We start from the raw sequence: 25208 nt of genomic DNA on the forward strand, positions 1-25208 counted from the left end.
ATGATCGACCAGGCGAACAAGGCAGCCGTTTCGACCGACGACCGGGATAGGTTGGCTGCTCTCGTGCGCGAGCTCGCCGTCGTGCACGGCCGGGTCACGCTGTCCTCGGGCAAGGAGGCCGACTACTACGTCGACCTGCGCCGCGCCACCTTGCACCACAGTGCCGGACCGCTGATCGGCAAACTGCTGCGCGAACTGGTGGCGGACTGGGATTTCGAGGCAGTCGGCGGGCTCACCATGGGCGCGGATCCGGTCGCGCTGGCCGTCATGCACGCACCCGGCCGTCCGATCGACGCCTTCGTGGTGCGTAAAGCCGCCAAGACCCACGGTATGCAGCGCCAGATCGAGGGCCCGGATATCGTCGGCAAGCGAGTGCTCGTCGTCGAGGACACCACGACCACCGGAAATTCGCCGCTGACCGCCGTGCGCGCACTGCGTGCGGCCGGTGCGACCGTCGTCGGCGTCGCGACCGTGGTAGACCGGGAGACCGGCGCGGATCAGGTGATCGCCGCCGAGGGCCTGGAGTACCGGTCCATCCTGGGATTGAAGGATCTGGCCCTCGACTAAGCTGCGAATGCGGTCCCGGGGCCGAAATCGCCGGGTCGGCGTTTTGCCTTGCGCTGAAACGCCGACAGCGGTGCGACCCGATAAAGGGACGACGCGTACTTCGGGCGCATTGAGGCGTCCGAGACAGTGAAGGGTCGTGTGAGTTACCTGTGGTGAGCATTGCAGTCAATAGAAGCCGTGCGAATGTCGCGATGCTCGGTATCGGTGCTTACCGTCCGAAACGCCTGGTCAGCAATGAAGAGGTGTGCGAAGTTCTCGACTCGACCCCGGAGTGGATCTACGAGCGCACCGGTGTGCGCAATCGTCGGTGGATCAGCGGTGACGAAACGCTGCAGTCGATCTCAGCGGCTGCCGGTGAGCGGGCGATCGTCAATAGCGGTATCGACCGGTCCAAGATCGATGCGCTGATCCTGGCCACCTCGAGCTGGTTGACGTTGACCCCGCACGGTGCCCCCAAGGTCGCCAACGACCTGGGCATGAACGGGATCGCGGCCTTCGATCTGACCTCCGGCTGCGGCGGTTTCGGCTACGGCCTCGGCGTCGCCGCCGATCTGATCCGTTCCGGATCGGCCGAATACGTGCTGCTCATCGGTGCCGAGACGATGACGGTCGGACTCGATCCGACCGATCGCGGCACCGCCATGATCTTCGGCGACGGTGCGGGCGCGGTGGTGATCGGCCCCAGCGAGGAGAACGGCATCTCCCCGACGGTGTGGGGCAGTGACGGCGAGAATGCCTCGGCGATCGAACAGGACGTCAACTTCCTCGAATACATGGAGAAGGCGCAGCGGCTGCAGGGCACCGATCCGGCCGTCGAACCCATCGGCCGGATGTCGCTGCGGATGGAGGGGCCGCGGGTATTCCGTTGGGCGGCGGTGACTTTGCCGCGCGCATTGGCCTCGGCTCTCGAGGTTTCCGGTGTCTCCAAGGACGATATCGAGGTCTTCATTCCACATCAGGCCAATGCGCGCATCAACGAGTTGATGAAGAAGAACCTCGGGCTGGCCGATGACGTCCCGGTGGCGAATGACATCGAGAACGCCGGCAATACCTCCGCCGCCTCCATCCCGCTGGCGATGGAGGAGATGTTGGTGACCGGTAAGGCCAAGGGCGGCCAGGTGGCCCTACTGCTCGGCTTCGGTGCGGGTCTGAGCTATGCCGGCCAGGTGGTCACGCTGCCGCCCGCCCCGAAAGAGCCGAGCTTTTGACGGTGCCTGATGTGCGGCGCTCTCGGGTCCCTACCTGGGCGCGTATACCGCCTCGAGCACTGTGTCGACGGCCCCGAATTCGGCCTCCGGGCCCGTCGCGCACGCTGCGGCGTCCGTTGCGAGCCGCGTTCCTGGCGGCCGCAGCGGTGACCGTGTACGGTGCGGTCACCGGCCGCGACAGGGTGCAATGGGTGGCGAAGCCGCTGCTGATGCCGCTGTTGGCGGCTGATGTGGCGACCGATCGAGCGGTATCGGATCCGGTCGATCGGATGGTGCTGCTGGGTTCCCTCGGTGCCGCGACCATCGGTGATGTGCTGCTGATCGAGCCCGACAAGGATCGGCGCCTGATCGCGGGCGCATCCTCGTTCGCGGTGATGCAGACCGGATATTCGGTGCTGTGGTGGCGCCGCGGTGGACGGCCTCGTGCGCAGATCGCGGTTCCCCGGGTGCTGGCTTGGCTCGCTGCCGCGGCGTTGATGCGGCTCGAGGCACCAACGGTCGCGGCTGCGCTGACCGCCTACGGTGCGACGCTGGGCAGTGCGGCGGTGCTCGCCTCCGATCCCGGATTGGCTCCGGGCGCGAAAAAACTTGCCGGACTTAATATTCCGAGCACCGATCCGCGTAGTCGGCTCGGCCTTGGTGCTTTGCTGTTCACCGTTTCCGACGGATTGATCGTGCTGCGGCGGCTGTTCGCGCGCAGTGAGCATTCTCGGCGGGTCACCGAGGGGATCATCCTGGCTACGTACGCGGCCGCGCAATATCTGCTCGTGGACCCGCGAGCGCATGCGCGGGACTGATCTCGCGCCAGTCGATTCGGTGAAATGCGGGATCGGCGCGTGTCGACCCGGGGTGCTTATGTGGTCGAAAGCTATTGTCCCAGAACGAGAATGATCCGATCGCGGTTTTCCGGATCGACCCGGATGGAGATGGTCTCGCCGACTGCGAGCCGCGGCTTATCGGCCGGGGTGACATCGAAAACGATAGTGCCACGGTAACTTTCGGATCCAGGCACAACGAGCTCCAGATCGAATTCGGTCAGCTCGGTGTAATGATCGGTGCGCTCGAGCGGATGCGCGCCCTCGATGGTCGCCCACCCCTCCAGCCCGTGTCGCCACAACCGCCGATCCGCGCGCGACGGCCGAGCGGCCAGCAGCATGCCCACGCCCACACACGATCCGAACAGGCCGACCAGCGCGACGATCTGGAATGCCTCGGTTCCCGGCGGCGTATACGGTAGTAGCCAGCCCAGCCAGAATCCGAGCACGATCAAATACCCGGCGCTCACCCCGAGCACTGTGCGCAGAATGCGTGCGTGGTCCATGCCAGCCTCCACCCGAGTGCCTGCACCTCAAGAATAGGTCCGGCCACTCCGGCACGAACGCGCCTTGACCGCAACCGTGACCTGCCCGTTTCCGCCGCACCCGGCCCGGGACAGCACGGTCAGCGGTGTAACTCCTGAGCAAAATGGATGCACTTGCGACAGATGAGAAGGTCGACGAGCAGGCGGTGTCGGCGCCGACGTCGATGGCCGTGAGTGGGGGGACGGTTTCACGCCGGTAGCCCGGCTTGCCTGGCCGTCGCATACCGGAAAATGATTGCGATAAAATTGCTATCAATCGGCATGTGAGCCAAGAATTCGCTCTGATCTGAGATATTGTCCGTACGCAATTAGATAGCCGGGAGTGGCCCTGTTCAGTGCCGTTCGTCTGGGCACGTCGAAAATCGGAACGAATGGAAGTGTGGTGAAGATCAAGAAGCTCTTGGCGACTGCGATCTTGGCCATCGCGGCCACCGGTACAACCACCGTCATGGCCAACGGTCAGGCCGGGGTGGCCGCGGATGTCACCGTCAGCGCGAACGCCGGCCCCGTCGCCTACACCACCACCCTCGCCGCCGATCACAGCAGCGCGCTGGTCCGGCTGGCATCCGGCAGATTCACGCTCGGCCCCGACGCGGTCACCGTGACCGCGGACGACGGCACCGTCGTCGGCACCATTGCGACGACATTGCAGGCCCAGACCGGGCAGACGTTCAACCTCACGCCGGTGCTGGACAACACCGGCACGGAATTGACGCTGACCCCGGCGTCGGCCCCCGTGCCCGGGCTGCACCGGGTACAGGGATTCTTCGCCGTCGGCGAGGTCGGCGAGATAGTCGGTTGTGTCATCGGCATTCTCATCGGGATCTGGTTCTTCCTGGTGGGTGCCATCATCGGCTGTGCGGTCGGTGCGATCATCGGCCAGTTCATCGACTAGCTAGCGAAGTCGGAAGCGGTGCGGGGGCTGCCGATAGCGTGCTCGCCGACATCTGCGTTCATCATTCATGGGGGTCTTCGCCGCAATCGGCGTCCTCGGGTCCTCGTCCTCGACCTACTGGAAATCGCCGGATTCCGGCCACCCGATGGTGGCGGATTCGGCCGTAATTAGCATCGTCGGAGTGAACCACCCCGCGCCGGATACGGCCGAACAGCCAGGACCCACCGAATGGGGCGAGCATCCCCACGGTGTCGGACCATGGACGCAAGAGCACGGGGAAGCACCGCCCGAGGATCCCCGCTACGACCCGGAACTGCTCGCGAGCGGTGACCGCCGCAATGTTGTCGATGCCTACCGCTACTGGAAGCGCGAGGCGATCATCGCCGATATCGACTGCCGCAGACATCCGTTCCACGTCGCGATCGAGAACTTCGGTCACGATGCGAATATCGGCACCGTGGTGCGTACGGCCAACGCCTTCGCCGCGGCCGCCGTGCACATCGTCGGCAGGCGGCGCTGGAATCGCCGGGGCGCCATGGTCACCGACCGCTACCAGCACATCGAACATCACTCCGATATCGGCGCGCTGGTCGCCTTCGCCGAACGGGAAAATCTGACCGTGGTCGCGGTGGACAATGTGCCCGGTTCGGTTCCGCTGGAAACCGTCGAGTTGCCACGCCGTTGCCTGCTGCTGTTCGGGCAGGAGGGGCCCGGCGTCACCGAACATGCCAAAGGTGCGGCCGCGCTGACGGTTTCGATCGCGCAGTTCGGTTCGACCCGCAGTATCAATGCCGGAGTCGCGGCCGGCATCGCGATGCACGCATGGATCCGGCAACATGCCGATTTGACGTCAGCTTGGTAACGAAAAGATCGGTATTTATCGGGTTGAAACTGGCACTATTGAGCCATGACCTCGCGGAGCCCGGATACCGGGCGCGGTGCAGCCCCCACACCCGTGCTGTGGTCCGAGCGCGCGGATATGGCCGAATCCGCGATCGTCTCTCGGCACCTACGCGCGCTATGGGGGGTGCCAGGAACCGAATTGGGTGTCGTCGGCTGGCCGGCGACCCATCCTGAGCGGGCCTTCACAACCTGGCACTACTGGTGGCAGGCGCACCTGATCGACTGCGCGGTCGATGCCGCCAACCGGATGTCGACGCCGATGCGCCGCAAGCGCATCGCCGACATCGCGCGGGCACATCGGCTGCGCAATATCACCGGGTGGACCAATAGCTACTACGACGATATGGCCTGGCTGGCAATCGCTTTGGAGCGGGCCGAGCGAACCCAGGGCATCACCGAGGCGCGCGGCGGTCTGATCGCACTCGAGAAAGCGCTGTACGGCGCCTGGGATCCGGCGCGTGGCGGCGGCGTGCCGTGGCGGGTCGGCTGCGACTATTTCAATGCCCCCGCCAACGGACCGGCCGCGATCGCGCTGCTGCGCCTCGGCCACCCCGTCCGCGCCCAGGAAATGGCGGATTGGATCGATACGACGTTGTGCGACAAGGAGTCCGGCCTGATCCTGGACGGCATCCACCTGCCCTCAGGCGAGATCGAGAGCCCGGCCTTTACCTACTGCCAGGGCGTGGTGCTCGGTTTGGAGACCGAGCTCGCGGTGCACACCGGCGAAGCGCGCCACAGCGAACGGGTGCACCGGCTGCTCACCGCTGTCGAGGAGCGGATGACCACCGATGGGGTGATCAATGGCGGCGGTGGCGGCGACGGCGGCCTGTTCAACGGAATCCTGGCCCGCTATCTCGCGGTGGTCGCGCTGATGCTGCCCGGCGATGAGCGTGACCAGGTGGCCGATCGACAGACCGCGGCGGCCGTTGTCCGCGCCAGCGCCGAGGCGGCTTGGGCGAATCGGCTCGAGGTCGAGGGCGAGCCGCTGTTCGGGCACGACTGGAGCAAACCCGCCCAATTACCCGGCGGCCGGTCCGGCGCCGGACATCTCAGCGCGGGCGGTTCGGTAACCCCGTCGCGGGTGCCCGAACGTGATATGTCGGTGCAACTGTCGGGCTGGCTGCTGATGGAGGCGGCCTACCAGGTCAGCGCCGCCGGACTGTAGGCATCAGCATTCGGGTTCCAGCATGGCCGTGGGTGCGGTTTCGAGATCGAAATCTTCGGCGGGTTTGGCGATCTCCTGGCGGTAGTGGCGGATGCCGACGGCGGTTCCGATGATCAGGCCGACCACCAGGGTGCCGATGACGCCCGGCATCAGCCAGGGCACGCGATCCAGGAAACTGCCCGCGTAGTAGCCGATGAGCAGTAGCACGGGTGCCCAGATGACGGCGCCGATGCTGCTGGCCACGGTGTACTTGCGGTGATCCATCCGCGCCGCGCCCGCGACCATCGGACACAGGGTGCGCACCCAGGGAATCCAGCGCGAAACGAGCACCGCGAGGAAACCGTGCCGCTGCAGCAGTTCGGTGACGCGCGCCAGGTTGCGGGTGTTGATGTAGCGGCCGTTTTTCCTGGCCACCAGGTGATGGCCGGTGCGGTGCCCGACGACGTATCCGACCTGGTTGCCCGCGATGGCCGCGAGCATCGCACCGATGGACAGCGCCCAGACATGGGCCTCGCCCGTGGCGTTGGACGCCATCACGATGCCCGCCGTGATCAGCATCGAATCACCGGGCAGGAACAACCCGATGATCAACGCGCATTCGAGGAAGACGAAGGTCAGCACCACTGTCCAGACGAGCGCGGGCCCCGCCGAGGTCAGCGGATCGAAACTGCCCACTGCTAGGGGCAACTGCGCTGTGGACACCGGCTCAGTGGGTCGGCTCGTTCGTCGAGGCGGTCAGCGCGGCGTCGTGCTGACCGGCCTCGTCGGTGTCTGATTCGCGGCCGCGGTTGAGCACCTTCTTAGCGACCGTGATGATGCCGGGCAGGATCGAAATCAGGACAATGAGCAGGAAGATCGGCTCGATGTTCTTGCGAATGAATTCGATATTGCCGAGGAAGTAGCCGAGCACCGTGACACCGCCGCCCCACAGGACGGCGCCGACGATGTCGAAAGTGACGAACTTGCGGTAGTCCATTTTGGACACACCGGCCAGCACCGGCATGAATGTGCGCACGATCGGCACGAAACGGGCCAGGATGATCGTCTTCGGACCGTGCTTTTCGAAGAAGGCGTGCGTCTCGGTGACGTAATGCTTCTTGAACAGCCGGGTGTCTTCCTTGTGGAACAGCGCGGGCCCGATCGCCCTGCCGATCCAATACGCGCATTGATCACCGGCGAAGGCGGTCACCATGACGGCGGGCAACAGCAGCCAGATCGAAACCGGCGGATTGTCCGTCGCGGACAGCAGGCCGCCGGTGAACAGCAGCGAATCGCCGGGCAGGAGTGGGAAGAGCAGGCCGGTCTCGATGAAGACGATCACCAGGATCGCGGGGAGTACCGCGTTCGCGAGCCATGTCTCGGTGAGCAGGTGCATTGGGTCCAGTAATTGGGTCAATGCGACGTTGCTCGTCACCGATTCGGTCGCTGCCAGCAGAATCACGCGGCCTCCTGTCCCGGGTACGGCTGGCCTACATTGCTTGCCACCGCATCGGAAGCTGCCAGCGCAATTACGCGGCCAACAGTACCGGGTCCAACTGAGAAACCTCGTGCTGTGGGAAAAGTTCGCTTCGTCCGACCGGCCGATCGTATTGTCGCCCCGCCGCACGGTGCAGTCCCCGCACATCGGGTGAAAGCCCGCTGGCCTACGCTATTGGCTGACAGAATTGTCTTTTGCCCCACAACACGGAGGTCTTCACAGTGCCCATCGCGACTCCGGAGGTCTACGCCGAGATGCTCGGTCGGGCCAAAGCGAACTCCTTCGCCTTCCCGGCCATCAACTGCACCTCCTCGGAAACCATCAATGCGGCCATCAAGGGCTTCGCCGACGCGGGCAGCGATGGCATCATCCAGTTCTCCACCGGCGGCGCGGAGTTCGGCTCGGGCCAGGGTGTGAAGGATATGGTCGTCGGCGCGGTCGCGCTGGCCGAATTCGCGCACGTGGTCGCCGCGCGCTATGACGTGACCATCGCGCTGCACACCGACCACTGCCCCAAGGACAAGCTGGACACCTTCGTGCGGCCGCTGCTCGCCATCTCCCAGGAGCGAGTGAATGCGGGCAAGAACCCGCTGTTCCAGTCGCATATGTGGGACGGCTCGGCGATCCCGATCGACGAGAACCTGGAGATCGCCAAGGAGTTGCTCAAGGCGACCAACGCCGCGAACATCATCCTCGAGGTGGAGATCGGCGTCGTCGGCGGTGAAGAGGACGGTGTCGAGGCCGAGATCAACGAGAAGCTCTACACCTCCCCCGAGGACTTCGAGAAGACCATCGATGCGCTCGGCTCGGGCGAAAATGGCAGGTACCTGCTCGCAGCGACCTTCGGCAATGTGCATGGCGTGTACAAGCCGGGCAATGTGGTGCTCAAGCCCGAGGTGCTGGCCGAGGGCCAGCGGGTCGCCGCGGCCAAGCTGGGTCTGGCGGCGGATGCGCAGCCGTTCGATTTCGTCTTCCACGGGGGTTCGGGTTCGCTGAAGTCGGAGATCGATGATTCGCTGCGCTTCGGTGTGGTGAAGATGAACGTCGACACCGACACCCAGTACGCGTTCACCCGGCCGGTCGCCGCGCATATGTTCAGCAATTACGACGGTGTGCTCAAGATCGACGGCGAGGTCGGTAACAAGAAGACCTACGATCCCCGCAGCTACCTCAAGAAGGCCGAATCGGCCATGGCGGCACGTGTCGTCGAGGCGTGCAATGATCTGAAGTCCGCGGGTCGCTCGATCAGCGCCTGACCCTTTCCCCGGCGGTGTACGCGTCAGGCCCGGAGGCGGTAGCTTGCGTAACCACGCGGCGACGCGCCCGGGGGAGGTAGCGGAGCGTAACCACGGAGGGCGCCGGGAGCGTCGCGAATTGGATACAGCGCCCGCGTACAGCGCAAATGGATACAGGGGCTTTTAGTACATGAGTCTGGATGTGCGCGTGCTCGGGCCCGTGCGACTGCTGGTCGGTGGTGAACCGGTGGCGGTCGGCGGACCCAAGCCGCGAGCCTTGCTCGCCGCGTTGACCGTCAATCGTCGGCGCGCGGTGGCTTCGGCTGCGCTGGCCGATATGGTCTGGAACGAGGATCCACCCGATTCCTACGCCGCCAGCCTGCAGGTATTCGTCTCGAATATCCGTAAGGCACTGCGTAATTCGGGTGTTGATCCGGCCCTGGTGCTGCGCACCGAGTCGTCCGGCTATCGACTCGAGATCTCCGAGGATGCCTGCGATGTCGGCCGTTTCGAGGCGGCCAGGGATGCGGGCACGCGTGCCGCCGAGGTCGGCGACCATATGGGCGCATCGCAGCTGTTCGGAAATGCGTTGCGCGAGTGGAGCGGTCGGGCACTGGCCGATCTGGCCGGACTGCAGTTCGCCGACGGTTTCGCCACCGCGATGGACGAGGAGCGGTTGCAGGCCGCATCCGCTCGTATCGATGCCGAAATCGCCTGTGGGCGTGCGTCGGCGGTGATCGGCGAGTTGGTCTCGATGACCAACGAACATCCGCTGCGCGAACCGCTGTGGGGTCAGCTGATCACCGCGCTGTATCTATCCGGGCGGCAGGCCGATGCGCTGGACGCGTGTCGTCGGGTGCGCACCGTGCTCGCCGATGAACTCGGTATCGATCCGGGCCCGGCCCTGGTCGATCTCGAACAGCGGGTGCTGCGGCAGGAACCGCTGAACACCGTGGAGCTCAAGCGCACCGAGCGGCTCGCCGCGGCGATGACCGAGACGGTTACCGAGATGCCGCGTGCGGTTCGCAGCGGTCAGCTGCGCATGCCGGACGGTCGGGTCACCACAATCGCGCAGGGCGGCATGCGAATCGGCCGCATGACCGATAACGATCTGGTCCTCGACGATCCGAAGGCCAGCCGCTACCACGCGCATATCATGCCGAGCCGGGCCGGTCTGCTGATCAAGGATCTACATTCGGCCAACGGCGTCTACGTCAATGACGAGCCGATCGAAAGCGGTGCGCTGCTCGCCGACGGCGACAATATCCGCATCGGCGCAACGAATCTGGTGTTCCAGGCCGTCCGGTAACCGCTCAGTCACAGGCGATGCCGTCCCCGTCCGGATCCAGATACGGCGCGTATCCGGGTTGCCCACGATAGAGCGGCAGCTTCCCTTCGGCCCGAACCTGATCGCAATCGGTGTAATACCGGGGCGATTTCTCCTTCGGCTGCTCCGGTGGCGGCACATTCGACCCCTTCGGCCCCGGCCGATAGCTCGGCACCGGAAGCGAACTATCCGGCCCGGAAACGAATTGGTCAGTGGACGAATCGGCGGCCGCGGTCGCGATACCGCCGACCATCAAACAGGCGACACCGAACGCGGGTACAGCGCGGCGATAAATCGATGAAGCTTTCACATCATCCATCCTGCTCCGCCCTCCGCGCCGATGTCAGTGCGCTTTTCAGGCGGCCGGGATGCGGTCTGCGAAAACGGAGTGGGAGTGTCCTGTTGATTCGGGATGTCTGGGCGGCACATCAGTGGCTCGGTTGGTCATTACGTGGGCAATCAGGGCGGAACAGGTAGGGTCGGGCGCTGGTGTACGGCATCGCGTCGAGCTTCGATGCCGCGTGGTGGCCGGGAGACGGGTGTCCATTGTGCGCGAGATATCGAGGGGTTGCGGATGACTCGGCGGTGGCTGGCGGTATTCGGCGCGATCGTATGTGCGGCTGGGGCGTTGACGTCCGCGGCGCGCCCGGCCGATGCCGCGCCGGAGGCGGACGGGCCGGGAACCGGTCCGTGTGTGACGGATCCGCCCGCGACGCATGAGGGGCTGGTGCCGAAGACTCTCGACGTACCGATTCCTTACCCCGTTATCACTGTGCTGCCGCCGGATCGGCCCGAACCCGCGCCGGTTCGGACACAGATGGAGTTGCCATCGGATCCGTGCGTCAATCCGTGTCCGGATCTGACCGACGCGCCCGCATCGCCCCCGAATCCGTTGCACCAACTCGGCATTCCGGAAATACTGCTGAGCCCCAAGCCTTTCCACTTCGCGATTCCGGGACCGGGCCCGGATCCCGGTGAGGTGCCGCCGCCTCCGCCGCGCGTCGATCCGCCGACCGAACCCGCCCCGGTATCCGCGGTTCGCCCGAAGCCACGCATCAGCGCGGTCACCGAGGTGGCCAAGCAGACCGGCGCGAATTCGATCAATCGCACCGATAAGCGCTGGCAGGTGGACGGCACCGATCTCGGCATCATGTGGGAGAGTGCGCCGGGGGAGATCGCGACCGTCTTCGGGGACACCGTTGGACGCGGTTTCCATCCGCCGGGCGCGGCGGGCCTGGATTGGCGCAGCAATGTGCTCGCATTCAGCACCGATCGCGATCTCACCGACGGGATGACCTACGACCGCATGGTGACCGACGACCGCTGCCACGCGGCCGAGGTGCTCTCCAGCCGAAAACTCGACAATGTCGAGGTCACCACGATTCCGACCTCCGGATTCGCACTCGGCGACCGGCAGTACCTGAGCTATATGTCGATTCGCACCTGGACCAGCATGCCGGGCACATTCTTCACCAATTACGGCGGCATCGCCTATTCCGATGATCACGGTCAGACCTGGACCAAGGATCCCTACGCGCGCTGGGACAATATCTTCGGACTCGCGAATTTCCAAGTGAGCGCGATGGTTCCGCAGGGCGACTACGTGTACATGTTCGGCACGCCCAATACCCGGCTCGGCTCGGTCGGACTCGCGCGAGTACCGAAGGATCAGCTCCTCAACCCCACCGCCTATCAGTACTGGCGGGACGGAAACTGGACTCCGGTAGGCGGATTCGGTTCCGCGAGCACGGTCGTCGACGCGCCCGTCGGTGAGTTGTCGGTGCGCTTCGACACCTCCCGAAACGTATGGCAGATGAGCTATTTGGACACCGCGAAGGCGGCGCTGGTCGTGCGCGAATCGGATTCCCCGCAAGGGGTGTGGTCGGATAGCACACCGACGGTGACGGTGCGCGAGTATCCGGAGCTCTACGGGGGATTCATCCACCCCTGGTCCTCGGGCTCGGACCTGTACTTCAATATTTCGACCTGGAGCGACTACAACGTCTATCTGATGCACGCGACCATCGAATGAGGTTGCGCCGTCAGGCGAAGCGAACCTGCGCGATGGCCCGGCCGAAGAGTTTGCGGCCCTCCGAACTACCCGCGAGCAGAATGGTCGCGGTCCGATTGCGCGGATCGAGCGATTTGATCTTCCCGCTGAATTCGACGACGCTCGGCGCTTCGGTGGTCACCGGAACGAATCCGGCGAACCGCACACTGAACTTCTCGATGGCCGTCGGATCACCGAGCCAGCAGGTCAGATAGTCACCGGCCAGACTCATGGTCAGCATGCCGTGCGCCACCACGGTCGGCAATCCGGCCAGCTGGGCCGCGCGTTCGCTGAAATGAATCGGGTTGGGGTCGCCGGAAACTCCCGCGTAGTTGGCCAGATCACCGCGCGTCACCTGGGCGATCTCGGTCGGGAGCTGATCGCCGACGGAGAGTCGGTCGAAGTCCGGGCGGGAGCGCACGGATGCGCTGCGCACCGCGGGCCGGCCGGCGGCCGGGGCATCCGCGGGCACCGCGACCAGCGGGCCGCGATCCGGCACCGTGATATCGCCGACGCTGACCGGACGCGTGTGCATCATGATGTTCTCGACCTCGGCCGCGATATTCGGATCCACCTCGACACCGCGGCGCGCCACGATGGTGGTCGAACCCGATTGCACGATTTCGCCGTGTTGGTTGATCAGCGAAAACGTCACCAGGATGAAATCGTTCTCGCCGAACTGGCGGATCGAGTCGATCACGATCTCGGTGCTGAGTCGGTCGCCCGCCACGATCGGGCGAGTCAGCTCGAGGACCTGGTCGGTCTGCAGGATCTGGGACAGGTCGTATTCGGTGAGTACCGAATCCAGCAAGGCCCTGGTCCCATTGCTGCCGACGACCGACGCGAATGTCGGCGGTGCGACGATGCCGTCGTAGCCGAGCTCGCGCGCATCGGGTTCGGAGTAGTGCGCGCTGTGCCGACTCTGCGTCGCACGAGCGAATTCGCGCACTTTCTCCCGGCCGACCGAATAGTCTTCGCGCACCCGGAACCGGCGTCGCGCCGCCGTGGCTGTTTGCTCGACCACTTCGACATCCGGTTTTTCGATTGTCTGCTCCCTGACCATGATCCGGGCCATGCTACTGGCGAATCGGTCCAATGACCAGGTAAGTGTGACGTTCGCGACCGGCTGGAGCGCTCACGTTTTGGATATGTCCTTCCGGGACTCGGTGCCACCCTTTCGGTCAGGATTTACCGGCGCTCGGCGGGTCGCAGACCTTCCAGCCATCGGCGGTCTGCTCGAGATCGAAGGTCCGCGCTGAGCGTTTCGTCGGATCCGTGTCGGTGTACACAGTGGCCTGCGCGATCGCCTTCTTATCGGTGATCTTGATCGTGTCGACGCTCGCCACCACCGGAATGTTCTTCCGATCCGTCGACAGCTGGTGCACGCTCGCGAACTGGTCCGCCGGAATGCCCTGATAGAAGTCGTGCAGCTGACCGCAGGTGGTATTGCGCAGTGCCGCGAGATCACCGGATTTCAAAGCCTGGGTGTAATCGGTGATCGTGGCGCGCACCTTGGCCTCCGGGGAGTTGTCGCCCCGGTTCCCGACGAGCACGACGGCGAGCCCGATAACCGCGACGAGCGCCGCCGCGGCCGCCCCGAGCAACAGCCAGCGCTTCGAGGGTCTGGCCGGTGCCTCGGCGGCCTCCGGTTGTTGCGGCGGCGGCGTGTATCGCTGCGGCTGGGCCATCGACTGTGGCGACCCAGTGACCGACTGGGCGGGGCGAGTCTTCTGCGAATCGGCAGGTGACGGGGCCGACGCGACCTGGCGCGGTCGGCCGGGCCCACGCGGTGCCGACGGCGCGGTCTCCTCCACTGCCGGCCCACTCGGCGAAGGCCCTTGCGCGCCAGCCTGTTTCGGACCGGCGGCCGGGCGTGGCGTGCTCGGCGGCTTGGTGAGCGGCCCGGGCCGCGCCGCGGGCGGGACAACCCGGTCGGTACCGGGCTTGGTCCCGGCATCGGTCCGCATCCGGTGCGTGGCGTCCTTGTCGACCGGCCTCTGAATCGGCAATGCGACGGTCTGCTCGGCATCCAGCTTCGAAACCACCGGCATGGCGACGGTCTTGTCGTCCGCGCCCGCCAAATCCGTCTCATCCGGCTGCTTCGCAGCGACAGTCGACCCCTTGCCGCCCGTCGACTCGGCCTTCGGATCGACCCGCCGCATCACCATCGTCGCCGCATCCGCACCAGCGCCAGCGTCGACTTCGGCGCTGTCCTCGGCTGGCGCCGCTGCCTTGGCCGCACCCGAATCCCGCTTTATCACAACGGTTTCCGCTGTGGAGCCGGAAGCGCCACCTGCCACCGGGACAGCGCCTTCGGACGATGGTGTAGCTTCCGTCGATTCGGCACCTGTTGGCGCGCCCGCCCCTGCCGTGGGTGCGGATTTGTCGCCTACCGCTTTGGCCGGGGCGCCGGATCCTTCGGCGGCCCCTCCGGCTGCGGTAGCGCCACCCGCAGCAGCAGCCGCGGTGGCAGCTCCATCGGCCCCAGTAGCCGGGGCGGACTTCGCCGCACCACCGGAAGAGTTGGCGGCGGGACCTTCCCGTTTGATCACGGCGGTCGGTGCATTCGACCCGGACGCAATATCGGCCGCTCCGCCGGATGGGGACCCAGTAGCGGTCGTCGCATTACCCGCAGTCGCAGTACCCGGCGCCTTCACTGGGTCCGACTTGTCTTTGCTCTCGACGTCTCTACGTGAGATCTCCGCGGAACCTCCGGACCGCGCCCCTGCCGCCGCGCCCGGTTTCGCGGGCCCCGGCGCCGACGTGGCTGCGTCACCTCCCCGCCGGTCAGCACCCCCCGACGCGCTTGCATTGCTCTTGTTGGCTGTCGCGCCAGGAGCAGGCGAGGTCGAGCCACTACCTCGCTCGTCAGCGCTGCCAGGCGCAGTCGCCTTGCCTGGCTCGGTTACGCCGCCCGTCGTGGAAGCAGGCGAGGCCGCGCCGCCATTGCGCTGCGCTACGTTGCCCGGCGTGGTTGCGTTGCCGGGCTTGTCACCGCCGCTCGCTGTGGGCGTGGCTGCGCCGCTATCGCGTTGCCCGGCGTTGCCAGGCCTGGTTGGGCCGCTCGGCGCGGGCGCAGACGAGGTTGCCCCGCCATCTTGTTGGCCACCGCTGCCCGGTGCAATTGTGCTGCCCGGCTTGGCTGCACCGCTTGGCGCGGGAGCGGGCGAGGTCGCGCTGCTGTCGCGTTGTCCTGTGCCGCCCGGTCCGGTTGCGCCGCCTGGCCTGGTTGCGTTACCGGGGTCGGGAGCAGATTGGGATGTGCCGCTATTTCGTGGAGCCGCGTCGCCCGGCTCGGCTGGGTTGCCCGGCGTGGGAACAGGCGAGGCGGTGCCGCGATTTCGCTGGGCTGCGCTGCTCGGGGCCGGTGCCGATGACGGTGTATCGGCTGCTCGGCCCGACTGGCCGGGGGAGGCGGACTTGCCGAGTGCGGCGATATCACCGGTCGATACACCCGACCCGCCCGGTTGCCCGGCGCTGGTCGACGACCGCATCGGCTTCGATGGTGCCGGAATCGGCCGAGTCGGAGCGGCTGCCCCGCGCGCTTGCGCGGCTTTTCCGGAGCCCGGCGGCGTGTTCGACCCGGACGATACGTTCGGGTTCGACGAGGCGGACGCCGGTCGGGTCGCGGCGACCGAGCCTGCGTCACCCCCCGCAGCAGCAGGTCCCGAGGAGGTGCCCGGTCGCGAAGGTGTGCTGGAGCCTGCGGCTGGGCCACGGCGGGTGGGCGCGTTGGGACCGGATGAGGCGGGGATCCGTAGCGTCGCATCGGCATCGGGGTCCGAAGCGGTACCGGAGCTTGCGGCGGGGCCAGGTCGCGCGGGCGCGCCCGACTCGGGGGACTTACCCGGTTCGGGAGGGTTGGGGGGCGATGTGGGTGTCCGGTCCGTGGGCGCGGCGGGGCGCGGGTCGCCCGCTTCGGCGGGGCGGCCGGGATTTTGTGCCGGGCTCTTCTCGTCGTTCGGGTCGGACACCAATTAACCCCTCGCTCAGGCGGAACAGTTGAACTCGACGGCCAGCCTAGCCAGCAATGCGGTCAACTGTGAGGATTCCCCTGCGCTGTGCTCCGCCTCGTTCGGCTCGATGACGGCGGGCGGGCGAGCCGGGCCGGGGCACTAGCTACGGGAACGCCGTGTCGGCGCGGTATCCGCGTGCAGTGCACAATGAACCGCATGACCTCGTTCGGTGACTTGCTCGGACCGCAACCGGTACTCCTACCCGAAGACTCCGATGCGGAGGAGGCGCTGCTGAACAAAGCCGATCCGGTGCAGGTCGCGGCCGCGCATCCGGCGGCTTCGATCGGCTGGGCATACCTCGCGGAGGCCGCGTTGGAGCGCGGCGGGGCCGAGGGCGATACACAGGTGGTCAACCACGACATCGTCGCCGCATACGCGTTCGCGCGCACCGGCTACCACCGTGGCCTGGACCTGCTGCGGCGCAATGGCTGGAAGGGTTTCGGGCCGGTGCCGTGGAGCCACGAACCCAATCGCGGCTTCCTACGCAGTGTGGCCGCATTGGCCAGGGCGGCCAGAGCGGTCGGCGAGACCGAGGAATACGCACGCTGCCTCGACCTGCTGGAAGACTGCGACCCACGCGCCGCGGGTGAGTTGGGCCTCGACTGAGTGACCGCAGCACCGCGTAGCGATTCGATGAAGGGTGGTGGTCGGGCGACGGGTGGGTTCGATCCGAACTCCCCGATTGGCATTGCCCGCACCAGCAGCATGGAGAAGCTGCGCGGTTCATGGGCGCGATTGCGGCTGTCCGCGCTGCCGATTCTGCAGTGCGCGATCGGCGCGGCGCTGGCCTGGTTGATCGCGCACAAGATAGTCGGGCATTCGGTGCCGTTTTTCGCACCGACCGCTGCCGTGGTCTCGATCGGTATTTCGTTCGGCGCCCGGCTGCGCAGGTCGGTGGAATTGGTCGTCGGTGTCGCGGTCGGAATCGGCATCGGCGATCTGTTCATCACCCGCGCGGGCACCGGCGTCTGGCAGATCGCCCTGGTCGTCGCGGTGGCCATGGCGCTCGCGGTATTCCTGGACGGTGGCTCGATCATCACCATGCAGGCCGCCGGTTCGGCGGTCCTGGTCGCGACGCTGCTGCCGCCGTCGGCGGGCGGTGGCTTCTCGCGCATGATCGACGCACTCGTCGGCGGATTGGTCGGCGTTGTGGTGGTCGCATCCATACCGCTGCATCCGGTGCGCCGGGCCCGCGAGCAAGCCGCGGAAGTGCTTGCGGTGATGGCGAAATCGCTGCACGACTGCGCCGACGGTCTCCTCGAACAGGATATGGAGAAAATCCGCACCTCCCTGACCGCGGCCCGTGCGACTCAGCCCCATATCGACGGACTGCGCTCCAGCCTGGAGGGCGGCCGCGAGATCAGCCGGATCTCCCCGCTCTATTGGAATTCGCGCCAGCGCCTCGACCGCATTCGCGCCACCGCCGACCCGCTCGACAATGCCGTCCGCAATACGAGGGTGCTGCTGCGTCGTTCGCTCACGCTGGTCCAGGACGACGAAATCCTCGATCTGCGAATGATCGAGGAACTGGAACGCCTGGCCCAGGCCGTCGAGGTGGTGCGCCGGATGATGCTCGCCGATCCGGGCCAGCAGCCGGATCAGGCCGAGGCTGCCCGGGTGCTGCGCGGTGTCGCCAAGGGTGCGCGACCGGAACTCGTTGTGGGCGCGGGACTTTCGGCCCACGTGGTCTTCGCCCAGATGCGCTCCATGCTGGTCGATCTCATGCAGGTCTGCGGTATGCAGCGCATCTCGGCGATGGCTCTGCTGCCTCCGACGGTCCCGAATCCGCATGTGCCGCCGGCGGTATGAGTCGCACTATTCAGCGGATTTCGGACATTTCTCGGCGGTGCGGGTCAGCAAACGCGGCCTCCGGCACCCGGTTCGTGATCTTCACGTAGTCCGCTACTCGTGTTCGTTCCCGCGAGCGGTCACAGCCTCGAGAGGCAACCCCGGTTTCGAGGGGTAGCGCGGTTGGGGACGCTTCGCCCCGACTGCGACCGGCAGATCGGCTAGGCCCAGAACCGCGTCAGCCAGCTGCCGTAGCGCGACCAGTTCGCATCCACCCCGGATAACCCGTACAGCGAGTACACCGCGTCGAAGAACACCTTGTTGATCGACGGTGTGAACAGCAGCGCGAACAGGCTCAGCATGCCGAACGGCTTGAACTGATCGAGCGCCCGCCGGGTCTGATAGCTCAGCGACGGCTCGACCACGCCGTACCCGTCCAACCCGGGCAGCGGCAGGATATTCAAAAGCGTTGCGGTGATTTGCAGAAACGCCAGAAAGCTCAGGCCGTACCAGAACGCGCGGTGCGAAGTGTCGCTGCCGAAGTACCGCACGACCACCAACAACAGCACCGCGCAGACCGCATTCACCGAGGGTCCGGCACCGCTGATGATCCGCTGCATGCGCGCGCCGACATTGTGCGTGTGCACGTACACCGCACCGCCCGGCAAGCCGATGCCACCGAGCGCGATGAATACCATCGGCAACACGATCGACAGCAGCGGATGGCTGTATTTCAGCGGATTCAGCGTGAGATAGCCCCGTAACTCCACCTCACGATCGCCCGCCCGCCACGCGGTATACGCATGCGCGAATTCGTGCAGACACAGCGTGACGATCCAGCCGAATACGACGAGCAGGAATACACCGACCTTCGCCCGCGTCGACTGCACATCGGCATCCCATGCGAGCACGCCACCGGCCACCGCGATCGCGATCACCAGCAGGAATATCGGGCTCGGTCGCCGCGAAACACCCAGTCCGGGGCGGCTGTCTCTCGGAAAACGCATCGTCAACGCACCAGCAGCCAGTTTTCGTGATGTCGATAGAACGACGACCGCGGCAGCACCCGATCGTTGGCGATGCCGTCCCTGGTCACCACGGCCCCTGGCGTGCCGAGCTGCGCGGCCCGCCCTTCCAGCCAGCGGCGCCTGCGGATGATGTTCTTCCGCACGCTCGCCCGCACCCCCGGCATATCCAACGTGGGGGAGACGACCATCGCGTCGACCTTGCCGGAGAACAACAGGGCGTCATCCACATAGGCCTCGCCCTCGAGTTTCTCGCCACCGGGGCCGGTGATCTCGGCCCGTCCGACCAGCACGGTTCCGGTGTCGTCACGAATCAGCGGGGTTGCGACGGCCCGGCCCTTCACCGCTCGTTTGGCGGCGGCGTTGCCGGTGCCGGTCTGGTAGGCGCCTGAGCCGTAGGTTTTGTCGACGGGCACGTACCCGATCTCCACATGCAGTCGCTCGGTCCGCATCAGATGGGTCAGTACGGAAGCCAGGGCGGCATCGTCGCCGAGCACGATCAGCCGGGGCAGGCTGTCGGCGGCGAGAATGGGCAATAGTTCATCGATGCCGCTGTTTTCCGGTATGGCGGTCGTCTGCGAGAGCGGTAGCGACGCGAGGGCGATGGGTACCGGTGCGCCGTCGCAACGGAGAACGTGGGTACTCAAACTGCCGTACACCTTCCTCGGTTCGGCCGACAACCCGTCGGTCACCCTCGTCACCTGTCGGCAGAACCCCAGCTGGTCTGCCAGTGCCCCGCAACCATAGCTGTGTTTGATTGGCAGCGCCTGCGCGCTGTGAACTGTCGCTCGTGAGACTTACTCCGATATGGGTGCGTAACATCGACTGTCGCCTGCGATCCGGACGGACGCCGGAACGCAACTGGGCATTGGGTAGACTGTGTTTCCGGCCACCGCCTCGATACGGCAGGTAGCTGCAACAGATGGCTGTTGCGCGTCGAACCGTAGGAGACACGACCATGCCGGCAATCGTCCTGATCGGCGCCCAGTGGGGCGACGAGGGTAAGGGCAAAGCAACCGATCTGCTCGGTGGCAGATTGCAGTGGGTGGTCCGGTACCAAGGCGGCAATAACGCCGGTCACACGGTCGTCCTGCCCAATGGCGACAAGTTCGCACTGCATCTGATTCCGTCCGGCATCCTCACCCCGGGCGTGACGAACGTCATCGGCAATGGTGTCGTGGTGGACCCCGGAGTCCTGCTCGCCGAGCTCGCCGGACTGGAGGAGCGCGGCGTCGACACCTCCGGACTGCTGCTGTCGGCCGACGCGCACTTGATCATGCCGTACCACGTCGCCATCGATAAGGTCACTGAACGCTTCCTCGGCAATAAGAAGATCGGCACCACCGGTCGCGGCATCGGTCCGTGCTATCAGGACAAGGTTGCCCGGGTGGGTGTGCGCGTCGCCGATGTGCTCGACGAGAAGATCTTGACCCAGAAGGTCGAGGCGGCCCTGGAGTTCAAGAATCAGGTCCTGGTGAAGATCTACAACCGTCGCGCACTGGATCCGCAGCAGGTGGTGGATGAGGTACTCGGGCAGGCCGACAGCTTCAAGCACCGTATCGCCGACACCCGTCTGGAACTGAATCTGGCGCTCGAGCGCGGCGAGACCGTACTTCTCGAGGGTTCGCAGGGCACCCTGCTCGATGTGGACCACGGCACCTACCCGTATGTGACCTCGTCCAACCCGACCTCGGGTGGCGCGGCGGTCGGCGCCGGTGTCGGTCCCAACAAGATCACCACGGTGCTCGGCATCCTGAAGTGCTACACCACCCGCGTCGGTTCCGGTCCGTTCCCGACCGAACTATTCGACAGCTTCGGCGAATTCCTCGCCAAGCAGGGCGGTGAGGTCGGTGTGACCACCGGCCGGGCCCGCCGTTGCGGCTGGTTCGATGCGGTCATCGCGCGCTACGCGACCCGAGTCAATGGCATCACCGACTACTTCCTCACCAAACTGGACGTCCTATCGAGTCTGGAGCGGGTGCCGATCTGCGTCGCCTACGAGATCGACGGCAAGCGGGTCGAGCAGATGCCGACCACACAGACCGAATTCCACCACGCCAAGCCGATTTACGACGAGATGCCCGGTTGGTGGGAGGACATTTCACATGTCAAGACGTTCGAGGAACTGCCCGCCAACGCCCAGGCATATGTCTTGCGCCTGGAGGAGCTCTCCGGTGCCCGCATCTCCTGCATCGGCGTCGGACCGGGCCGCGACCAGACCATTGTCCGCCACGATGTGCTCGGCTGAGCGGCGAAACAGCTGAACCGGTGCGCCCGTTCATCGTTCGTTGTCGTCGATCATGATCGGTGACGAACTAGAGTAAGAGCTATGGCTCGGAACTGGCCGATGATCGAGCGCGAGACCGAGTTCGAAGCGATCCGCGCGGCACTCACCGGAACTGAATATGTCGGTGCGGTATTGACGGGCGACGCCGGAGTCGGGAAGACGACGCTGGCCAGACAAGCGACGGTCGCCGTCGGCGGCAATATCCGGTGGGTGGCGGGCACGGAATCGGCCCGCAGCATCCCATTGGGCGTATTCGCCCATATGGTCGGCGTTTACACGGCGCACGATCCGGTGACGTTCATGTCCGCCGCACGCGAGGCGCTGCTCGCCGACGGGCACGCGATCATCGGTGTCGACGACGCGCATCTGCTCGACCAGCTCTCGGCCACACTGCTGTTGCAGCTGGCCATCGATAAGGCCGCGCATATCGTCGCGACCGTGCGCAGTGGGGTGCCGGTGCCCGACGCGGTCACCTCGTTATGGAAAGACGGCCATCTGCTGCGCATCGATCTCACTCCGTTCACGCAGCAGCAGAGCGTCGATCTGGTGGAGTCGATGCTCGGCGGCCAGTTGGAAGGCTTTACGGCCAACCTGATGTGGGAGTCCTCCGGCGGGAACGCCCTGTTCCTCAGGCATTTGGTGGAGGGCGCGCTGGAGGCGGGCGCGCTGCGGCAGGTGAACGGCGTCTGGCAGTTGCGCGGCCGGGCCGCGGTGACCTCGGAATTGGCTGCGCTACTGGAGGATCGGGTCGAGCAGTTGCCCGAACCGGTGCTGCGGGTGCTCGAACTGCTCACCTTCTGCGAGCCCATAGATCTCGACGTGCTCGCCGGACTGGCGGGCGAGGAGGCCGTGGAGGCGGCCGAAACCCGTGGTCTCATCAGGGTTGTCGAGAACACCCACCAGCTGACCGTGCGCTACAACCATCCGCTGTTCGGCGAGGTCATCCGGCGTCGGCTCGGCATCGCCTCGGCCCGGCGGCTGCGCGGACGGTTGTACTCCTCGCTCAAGCAACGGCCGGTCAATTCCGCGCCGGACCGCATCCGGCTGGCCGAATTGGCCTTGGACAGTGACAAATCCGCCGATCTCGAACTCTTCGAGGCGGCCGCCGCCGATGCGATCGGACTGGCCAATCTGCCGCTCGGTGAGCGGTTCGCCCGGGCCGCGGTGGAACGCCGCGGCGGGGTGGAGGCCGCCGATCTGCTGGCCCGCGCGCTGCTGTGGCAGGGCCATCGCATCGAGGCCGAACGCACCCTCGCCAGCTTCGATCCGGATCAGATGAACGAGGTGCAGCTGGCCCGCTGGGGCACTACCCGGGTGTCGAATCTGTTCTGGGCCATGGGCGATGCCGAGCGCGCCGACGAGGTGCTCACGGTGCTGCGGAGCAAGGTGCACCATCCGAAGATCATCGCGACCTTCGATGGATTGGCTTCGGCGTGTGCCGTCAATGAAAATCGGCTCGATGACGCGTTTGCCGGCGCGGAGGCGGTGATGGAGGCCGAAGGCGCACCACCGTGGGCGGTTTGGTGGGCCGCCTTCGGCGGCGGCTTGGCGCTGGCGCTGATGGGTAAGGGTGAGGCGGCGCGGCAGTACGCGGCGCGCGGACATCAGGTGGAGTCGTATATCGACGGGCTCAACCGGTTCATCTCGACGCACGCCGAGGTCCTCGCACTGATCTGGACCGGTGATCTCGGCTCCGCCCGCCGTTGCGCCTCAGGGTATTTCGGCTATTCCGCGCCGGGCCAGTATCTGGCGTGGGGCATGTCGAAGATCCTGCAGGGCACCGTCGATGTGGCGCAGGGTCGCTTTCTGGACGGGATCGAACATCTCGAACAGGCATTGGCCGCGCTCACCGCCGAGGGTGCCGCCGCGTGGCATATTCCGGCGCGAATTCGTCTGGCCGAGGCGTATTCGGCACTCGGCCGGGCTGCGGAGGCGGCCGAGTCCATTGCCGAGGCGGCCGCGCGTGGTGGCACGCACAGCGCGGTCTACGACCCGCAGTTGGAGCTCGCGCGCGCCTGTGCCGCCGCCGCGGAAGGCACCGTAACCCCCGCCATCCGACTGGCTATTGGCGCCGCCGACGCGGCGGCGCGCGCACATCAGCACGCCATCGAGGCTATGGCGCTGCATGCGGCCGCCCGCTTCGGTGACCATTCCGTGGCCGGCCGACTCGCCGATCTCGCTGCTCGGGTCGACGGTGGTCTGGTGCAGGTCCAGGCCCGCCACGCGGTGGCTCTCGCCGCCCACGACGGACCCGGGCTCGACGCGGCCGCAGCCGAATTCGAGCGCATCGGTGCCCTGCTCTCGGCAGCCGATGCCGCCGCCCAGGCCGCATCCGCCCACGAACGCGCCGGTGACCGCCGCCGCCTCCTCGAATCCGCCGCCACCGCAAACCGTCTCGCCGCGGCCTGTGGCGGTGCGAGCACCCCCGCCCTGCGTCAGGCGGCCCAGCCCCTGCCGCTGACCGCCCGTGAACGGGAAATCGCGAATCTTGTTGCGGCAGGGTTGTCCAACCGTCAGATCGCCGACCGCCTCACTGTCTCGGTGCGCACTGTGGAGGGTCACCTCTACCGCGCCTGCATCAAGATGGACGTCACCGATCGCGAATCCCTCGGCGCGCTGATGCGCGGAGAGTCCTCCGGCGGGGTTAATCCGTGATGTACCAGGTGATGTCGAAGTCGGCGAGGGGCCGTCGGCGAAACCGCCACCGGCTGGGCGGGCGTCTTCGCCGATCCGGCGGTCGCGGCCGCACTGCGCGCCGTGCACGAGGAGCCCGCCCGGACCTGGACGGTTCCCGATCTCAGCGATATCGCGGGCGTCTCCCGGGCCACCCTGGCGCGCCGCTTCACCGTCACTGTCGGTGAACCACCCTTGGCCTACGTCACGCGCTGGTGCATGCTCACCGCCCGCCCGCCCGCCTGCTCCGCGACACCGACAGCCCACTCGCCGCCATCGCCCGAAAGGTCGGCTACACCTCCGAATTCGCCTTCGCCAAGGCCTTCAAACGCGAATACGGCCAGGCCCCGGGCCGATACCGCCGCGCCGACGACCAGTTCGTGGCACGGCATCGCGGGCTGCCGCGAGTAGACGGCGCTCGGATGCGGCAGGAAGCCGATGAGTTCTTCGGCACCGAGGACCGCATCGGCGGCGACGACGCATGGGAATCCCGTCGATGACGAACCGGCTTTCGGCGTCCTCGATATCTGTTCCCTCGCGCCCTAGCTGCGCCGGTGTGCGGCAGATGCTCGAATTCGAACATCGCCGCAGGTAGTGGCCCTCGTACTGAGGTAGAGTAGTCGTCATGTCGCGCCTAGATCGCATCACTTCGAACCCCGCCATCTGCCATGGCAAGCCGGTGGTGCGCGGACTGCGTTATCCGGTGGAGATGCTGCTAGAACTCCTGGCAGCGGGCATGAGTATCGATGAGATCCTGGCCGACTACCCGGATCTGGAGACCGACGACCTACTCGCGGTGCTCGAATACGCCGCGATCGTGACTGCCCGCCGGTCGACGATCCCATTCAACGCAGCGTGAAATTCCTCGTCGACGCCCAGCTGCCTCGCAAGCTGGCGCTCCTGCTGAAGAACGCTGGGCACGACGTCGTGCACACCTCCACGATCGCGCAAGGAAACCGGACAACGGACGATGAGATCGCGGCGATCGCTGATCGAGAAGGCCGAGTCGTCATCACCAAGGATCGCGACTTCTGGATCGGACACATACTCGACCAGTCGCCACGGTCGCTGCTGATCGTGTCGACCGGCAACATCGCCAATGCTGTTCTGCTCCAAATATTCAGCGAACATCTGGCCGAGATCGTGCGACTGCTCGACATGTGTGCGGTAGTCGAGGTCGGCCACGATCGGCTGGTCGCGCACAGCGATCCTCGGTGAGCCGACCTCGAGGC

At 66.1% G+C, this 25208-nt stretch carries 23 protein-coding genes and 1 pseudogene; 16 read left to right on the forward strand and 8 right to left on the reverse strand.

What is annotated here, in order from left to right; translation table 11 throughout:
- From pyrE to ACW2Q0_RS02315, 3 genes are all read left to right on the forward strand, one after another.
- Window positions 1-567 carry an orotate phosphoribosyltransferase gene (gene pyrE, locus ACW2Q0_RS02305; protein WP_457186083.1) on the forward strand — a complete coding sequence of 189 codons (567 nt, stop codon included), beginning with the start codon at window positions 1-3 and terminating at the stop codon, window positions 565-567.
- A gap of 149 nt (window positions 568-716) precedes the next feature.
- Window positions 717-1775 (forward strand): beta-ketoacyl-ACP synthase 3, encoded by a 1059-nt coding sequence (locus ACW2Q0_RS02310; RefSeq protein ID WP_457185545.1) that lies wholly within the window; start codon window positions 717-719, stop codon window positions 1773-1775.
- A 104-nt stretch (window positions 1776-1879) separates the two neighbouring features.
- The gene (locus tag ACW2Q0_RS02315) at window positions 1880-2572 is read left to right on the forward strand and encodes a lysoplasmalogenase (protein WP_457186085.1); all 693 of its coding nucleotides are present in this window, start codon (window positions 1880-1882) and stop codon (window positions 2570-2572) included.
- A gap of 71 nt (window positions 2573-2643) precedes the next feature.
- Here ACW2Q0_RS02315 and ACW2Q0_RS02320 read toward each other — a convergent pair whose 3' ends face one another.
- Window positions 2644-3096: a hypothetical protein gene (locus tag ACW2Q0_RS02320; RefSeq protein WP_457185547.1), complete on the reverse strand. Its 453-nt coding sequence runs from the start codon at window positions 3094-3096 to the stop codon at window positions 2644-2646.
- Window positions 3097-3514: 418 nt separating this feature from the next.
- On the opposite strand from ACW2Q0_RS02320, the gene ACW2Q0_RS02325 reads away from it, so the two are divergent.
- The 3 genes from ACW2Q0_RS02325 to ACW2Q0_RS02335 all read left to right on the forward strand — a co-directional run bounded on the left by ACW2Q0_RS02325 (window position 3515) and on the right by ACW2Q0_RS02335 (window position 6098).
- Complete coding sequence (locus ACW2Q0_RS02325; RefSeq protein WP_457185550.1) at window positions 3515-4030, forward strand: hypothetical protein; 516 nt, start codon at window positions 3515-3517, stop codon at window positions 4028-4030.
- 181 nt (window positions 4031-4211) lie between these two features.
- Window positions 4212-4892 (forward strand): TrmH family RNA methyltransferase, encoded by a 681-nt coding sequence (locus tag ACW2Q0_RS02330; protein WP_457185552.1) that lies wholly within the window; start codon window positions 4212-4214, stop codon window positions 4890-4892.
- A 117-nt stretch (window positions 4893-5009) separates the two neighbouring features.
- Complete coding sequence (locus ACW2Q0_RS02335) at window positions 5010-6098, forward strand: glycoside hydrolase family 76 protein (protein ID WP_457186087.1); 1089 nt, start codon at window positions 5010-5012, stop codon at window positions 6096-6098.
- 3 nt (window positions 6099-6101) lie between these two features.
- Here ACW2Q0_RS02335 and ACW2Q0_RS02340 read toward each other — a convergent pair whose 3' ends face one another.
- Together ACW2Q0_RS02340 and ACW2Q0_RS02345 are read right to left on the reverse strand one after the other, a co-directional pair.
- Window positions 6102-6785 carry a DedA family protein gene (locus tag ACW2Q0_RS02340; RefSeq protein ID WP_457186089.1) on the reverse strand — a complete coding sequence of 228 codons (684 nt, stop codon included), beginning with the start codon at window positions 6783-6785 and terminating at the stop codon, window positions 6102-6104.
- 19 nt (window positions 6786-6804) lie between these two features.
- On the reverse strand, window positions 6805-7473 hold the full coding sequence (locus ACW2Q0_RS02345) for a DedA family protein (RefSeq protein WP_457186091.1): 669 nt from the start codon (window positions 7471-7473) through the stop codon (window positions 6805-6807).
- A 323-nt stretch (window positions 7474-7796) separates the two neighbouring features.
- On the opposite strand from ACW2Q0_RS02345, the gene fbaA reads away from it, so the two are divergent.
- Both fbaA and ACW2Q0_RS02355 read left to right on the forward strand, forming a co-directional pair.
- Window positions 7797-8831 carry a class II fructose-bisphosphate aldolase gene (gene fbaA / locus ACW2Q0_RS02350; RefSeq protein WP_457186093.1) on the forward strand — a complete coding sequence of 345 codons (1035 nt, stop codon included), beginning with the start codon at window positions 7797-7799 and terminating at the stop codon, window positions 8829-8831.
- A 169-nt stretch (window positions 8832-9000) separates the two neighbouring features.
- Entirely contained in the window at window positions 9001-10119 is a 1119-nt protein-coding gene (locus ACW2Q0_RS02355; RefSeq protein WP_457185554.1) for a BTAD domain-containing putative transcriptional regulator, read from the forward strand.
- Window positions 10120-10123: 4 nt separating this feature from the next.
- Here the strand turns inward: ACW2Q0_RS02355 and ACW2Q0_RS02360 are convergent, their stop codons facing one another.
- Entirely contained in the window at window positions 10124-10447 is a 324-nt protein-coding gene (locus tag ACW2Q0_RS02360) for an excalibur calcium-binding domain-containing protein (protein ID WP_457185556.1), read from the reverse strand.
- A 264-nt stretch (window positions 10448-10711) separates the two neighbouring features.
- On the opposite strand from ACW2Q0_RS02360, the gene ACW2Q0_RS02365 reads away from it, so the two are divergent.
- Window positions 10712-12169, forward strand: a complete 1458-nt coding sequence (locus tag ACW2Q0_RS02365; RefSeq protein WP_457185558.1) for a DUF4185 domain-containing protein — start codon at window positions 10712-10714, stop codon at window positions 12167-12169.
- 10 nt (window positions 12170-12179) lie between these two features.
- Here ACW2Q0_RS02365 and ACW2Q0_RS02370 read toward each other — a convergent pair whose 3' ends face one another.
- Both ACW2Q0_RS02370 and ACW2Q0_RS02375 read right to left on the reverse strand, forming a co-directional pair.
- On the reverse strand, window positions 12180-13250 hold the full coding sequence (locus ACW2Q0_RS02370; protein WP_457185560.1) for a fused (3R)-hydroxyacyl-ACP dehydratase subunits HadA/HadB: 1071 nt from the start codon (window positions 13248-13250) through the stop codon (window positions 12180-12182).
- Window positions 13251-13368: 118 nt separating this feature from the next.
- On the reverse strand, window positions 13369-14487 hold the full coding sequence (locus ACW2Q0_RS02375; RefSeq protein WP_457185562.1) for an Rv0361 family membrane protein: 1119 nt from the start codon (window positions 14485-14487) through the stop codon (window positions 13369-13371).
- A 1872-nt stretch (window positions 14488-16359) separates the two neighbouring features.
- On the opposite strand from ACW2Q0_RS02375, the gene ACW2Q0_RS02380 reads away from it, so the two are divergent.
- A complete protein-coding gene (locus tag ACW2Q0_RS02380) occupies window positions 16360-16809 on the forward strand; it encodes a DUF3151 domain-containing protein (protein WP_457185564.1) in 450 nt (149 codons plus the stop codon).
- A 99-nt stretch (window positions 16810-16908) separates the two neighbouring features.
- Window positions 16909-18012, forward strand: a complete 1104-nt coding sequence (locus ACW2Q0_RS02385; RefSeq protein ID WP_457186095.1) for an FUSC family protein — start codon at window positions 16909-16911, stop codon at window positions 18010-18012.
- A 200-nt stretch (window positions 18013-18212) separates the two neighbouring features.
- On the opposite strand, the gene ACW2Q0_RS02390 is transcribed toward ACW2Q0_RS02385, so the two are convergent.
- Together ACW2Q0_RS02390 and ACW2Q0_RS02395 are read right to left on the reverse strand one after the other, a co-directional pair.
- Window positions 18213-18998: a site-2 protease family protein gene (locus ACW2Q0_RS02390; protein ID WP_457185566.1), complete on the reverse strand. Its 786-nt coding sequence runs from the start codon at window positions 18996-18998 to the stop codon at window positions 18213-18215.
- Between the two features lie 2 nt (window positions 18999-19000).
- Window positions 19001-19708 (reverse strand): hypothetical protein, encoded by a 708-nt coding sequence (locus ACW2Q0_RS02395; RefSeq protein WP_457185568.1) that lies wholly within the window; start codon window positions 19706-19708, stop codon window positions 19001-19003.
- A gap of 266 nt (window positions 19709-19974) precedes the next feature.
- On the opposite strand from ACW2Q0_RS02395, the gene ACW2Q0_RS02400 reads away from it, so the two are divergent.
- The 5 genes and pseudogenes from ACW2Q0_RS02400 (at window position 19975) to ACW2Q0_RS02420 (ending at window position 25194) form a co-directional block, all read left to right on the forward strand.
- Entirely contained in the window at window positions 19975-21264 is a 1290-nt protein-coding gene (locus ACW2Q0_RS02400) for an adenylosuccinate synthase (protein WP_457185570.1), read from the forward strand.
- 81 nt (window positions 21265-21345) lie between these two features.
- Window positions 21346-23958: a LuxR C-terminal-related transcriptional regulator gene (locus ACW2Q0_RS02405; RefSeq protein WP_457185572.1), complete on the forward strand. Its 2613-nt coding sequence runs from the start codon at window positions 21346-21348 to the stop codon at window positions 23956-23958.
- Window positions 23959-23994: 36 nt separating this feature from the next.
- Window positions 23995-24353, forward strand: a pseudogene (locus ACW2Q0_RS02410) (helix-turn-helix transcriptional regulator); the annotation flags it as partial.
- 248 nt (window positions 24354-24601) lie between these two features.
- On the forward strand, window positions 24602-24835 hold the full coding sequence (locus ACW2Q0_RS02415) for a DUF433 domain-containing protein (protein WP_457185574.1): 234 nt from the start codon (window positions 24602-24604) through the stop codon (window positions 24833-24835).
- The gene (locus tag ACW2Q0_RS02420) at window positions 24832-25194 is read left to right on the forward strand and encodes a DUF5615 family PIN-like protein (protein ID WP_457185576.1); all 363 of its coding nucleotides are present in this window, start codon (window positions 24832-24834) and stop codon (window positions 25192-25194) included. The genes ACW2Q0_RS02415 and ACW2Q0_RS02420 overlap by 4 nt, the downstream gene beginning before the upstream one ends.
- Window positions 25195-25208: the final 14 nt, after the last annotated feature.

It is taken from the genome of Nocardia citri (assembly GCF_054065835.1).

Coding starts and splice junctions, on each gene's coding strand:
- ACW2Q0_RS02355 (WP_457185554.1), top strand. CDS start 9,001: ATGAGTCTGGATGTGCGCGTGCTCGGGCCCGTGCGACTGCTGGTCGGT.
- pyrE (WP_457186083.1), top strand. CDS start 1: ATGATCGACCAGGCGAACAAGGCAGCCGTTTCGACCGACGACCGGGAT.
- ACW2Q0_RS02415 (WP_457185574.1), top strand. CDS start 24,602: ATGTCGCGCCTAGATCGCATCACTTCGAACCCCGCCATCTGCCATGGC.
- ACW2Q0_RS02370 (WP_457185560.1), bottom strand. CDS start 13,250: ATGGTCAGGGAGCAGACAATCGAAAAACCGGATGTCGAAGTGGTCGAG.
- ACW2Q0_RS02390 (WP_457185566.1), bottom strand. CDS start 18,998: ATGCGTTTTCCGAGAGACAGCCGCCCCGGACTGGGTGTTTCGCGGCGA.
- ACW2Q0_RS02405 (WP_457185572.1), top strand. CDS start 21,346: ATGGCTCGGAACTGGCCGATGATCGAGCGCGAGACCGAGTTCGAAGCG.
- ACW2Q0_RS02365 (WP_457185558.1), top strand. CDS start 10,712: ATGACTCGGCGGTGGCTGGCGGTATTCGGCGCGATCGTATGTGCGGCT.
- ACW2Q0_RS02380 (WP_457185564.1), top strand. CDS start 16,360: ATGACCTCGTTCGGTGACTTGCTCGGACCGCAACCGGTACTCCTACCC.
- ACW2Q0_RS02400 (WP_457185570.1), top strand. CDS start 19,975: ATGCCGGCAATCGTCCTGATCGGCGCCCAGTGGGGCGACGAGGGTAAG.
- ACW2Q0_RS02335 (WP_457186087.1), top strand. CDS start 5,010: ATGGCCGAATCCGCGATCGTCTCTCGGCACCTACGCGCGCTATGGGGG.
- ACW2Q0_RS02320 (WP_457185547.1), bottom strand. CDS start 3,096: ATGGACCACGCACGCATTCTGCGCACAGTGCTCGGGGTGAGCGCCGGG.
- ACW2Q0_RS02345 (WP_457186091.1), bottom strand. CDS start 7,473: ATGCACCTGCTCACCGAGACATGGCTCGCGAACGCGGTACTCCCCGCG.
- ACW2Q0_RS02385 (WP_457186095.1), top strand. CDS start 16,909: ATGGAGAAGCTGCGCGGTTCATGGGCGCGATTGCGGCTGTCCGCGCTG.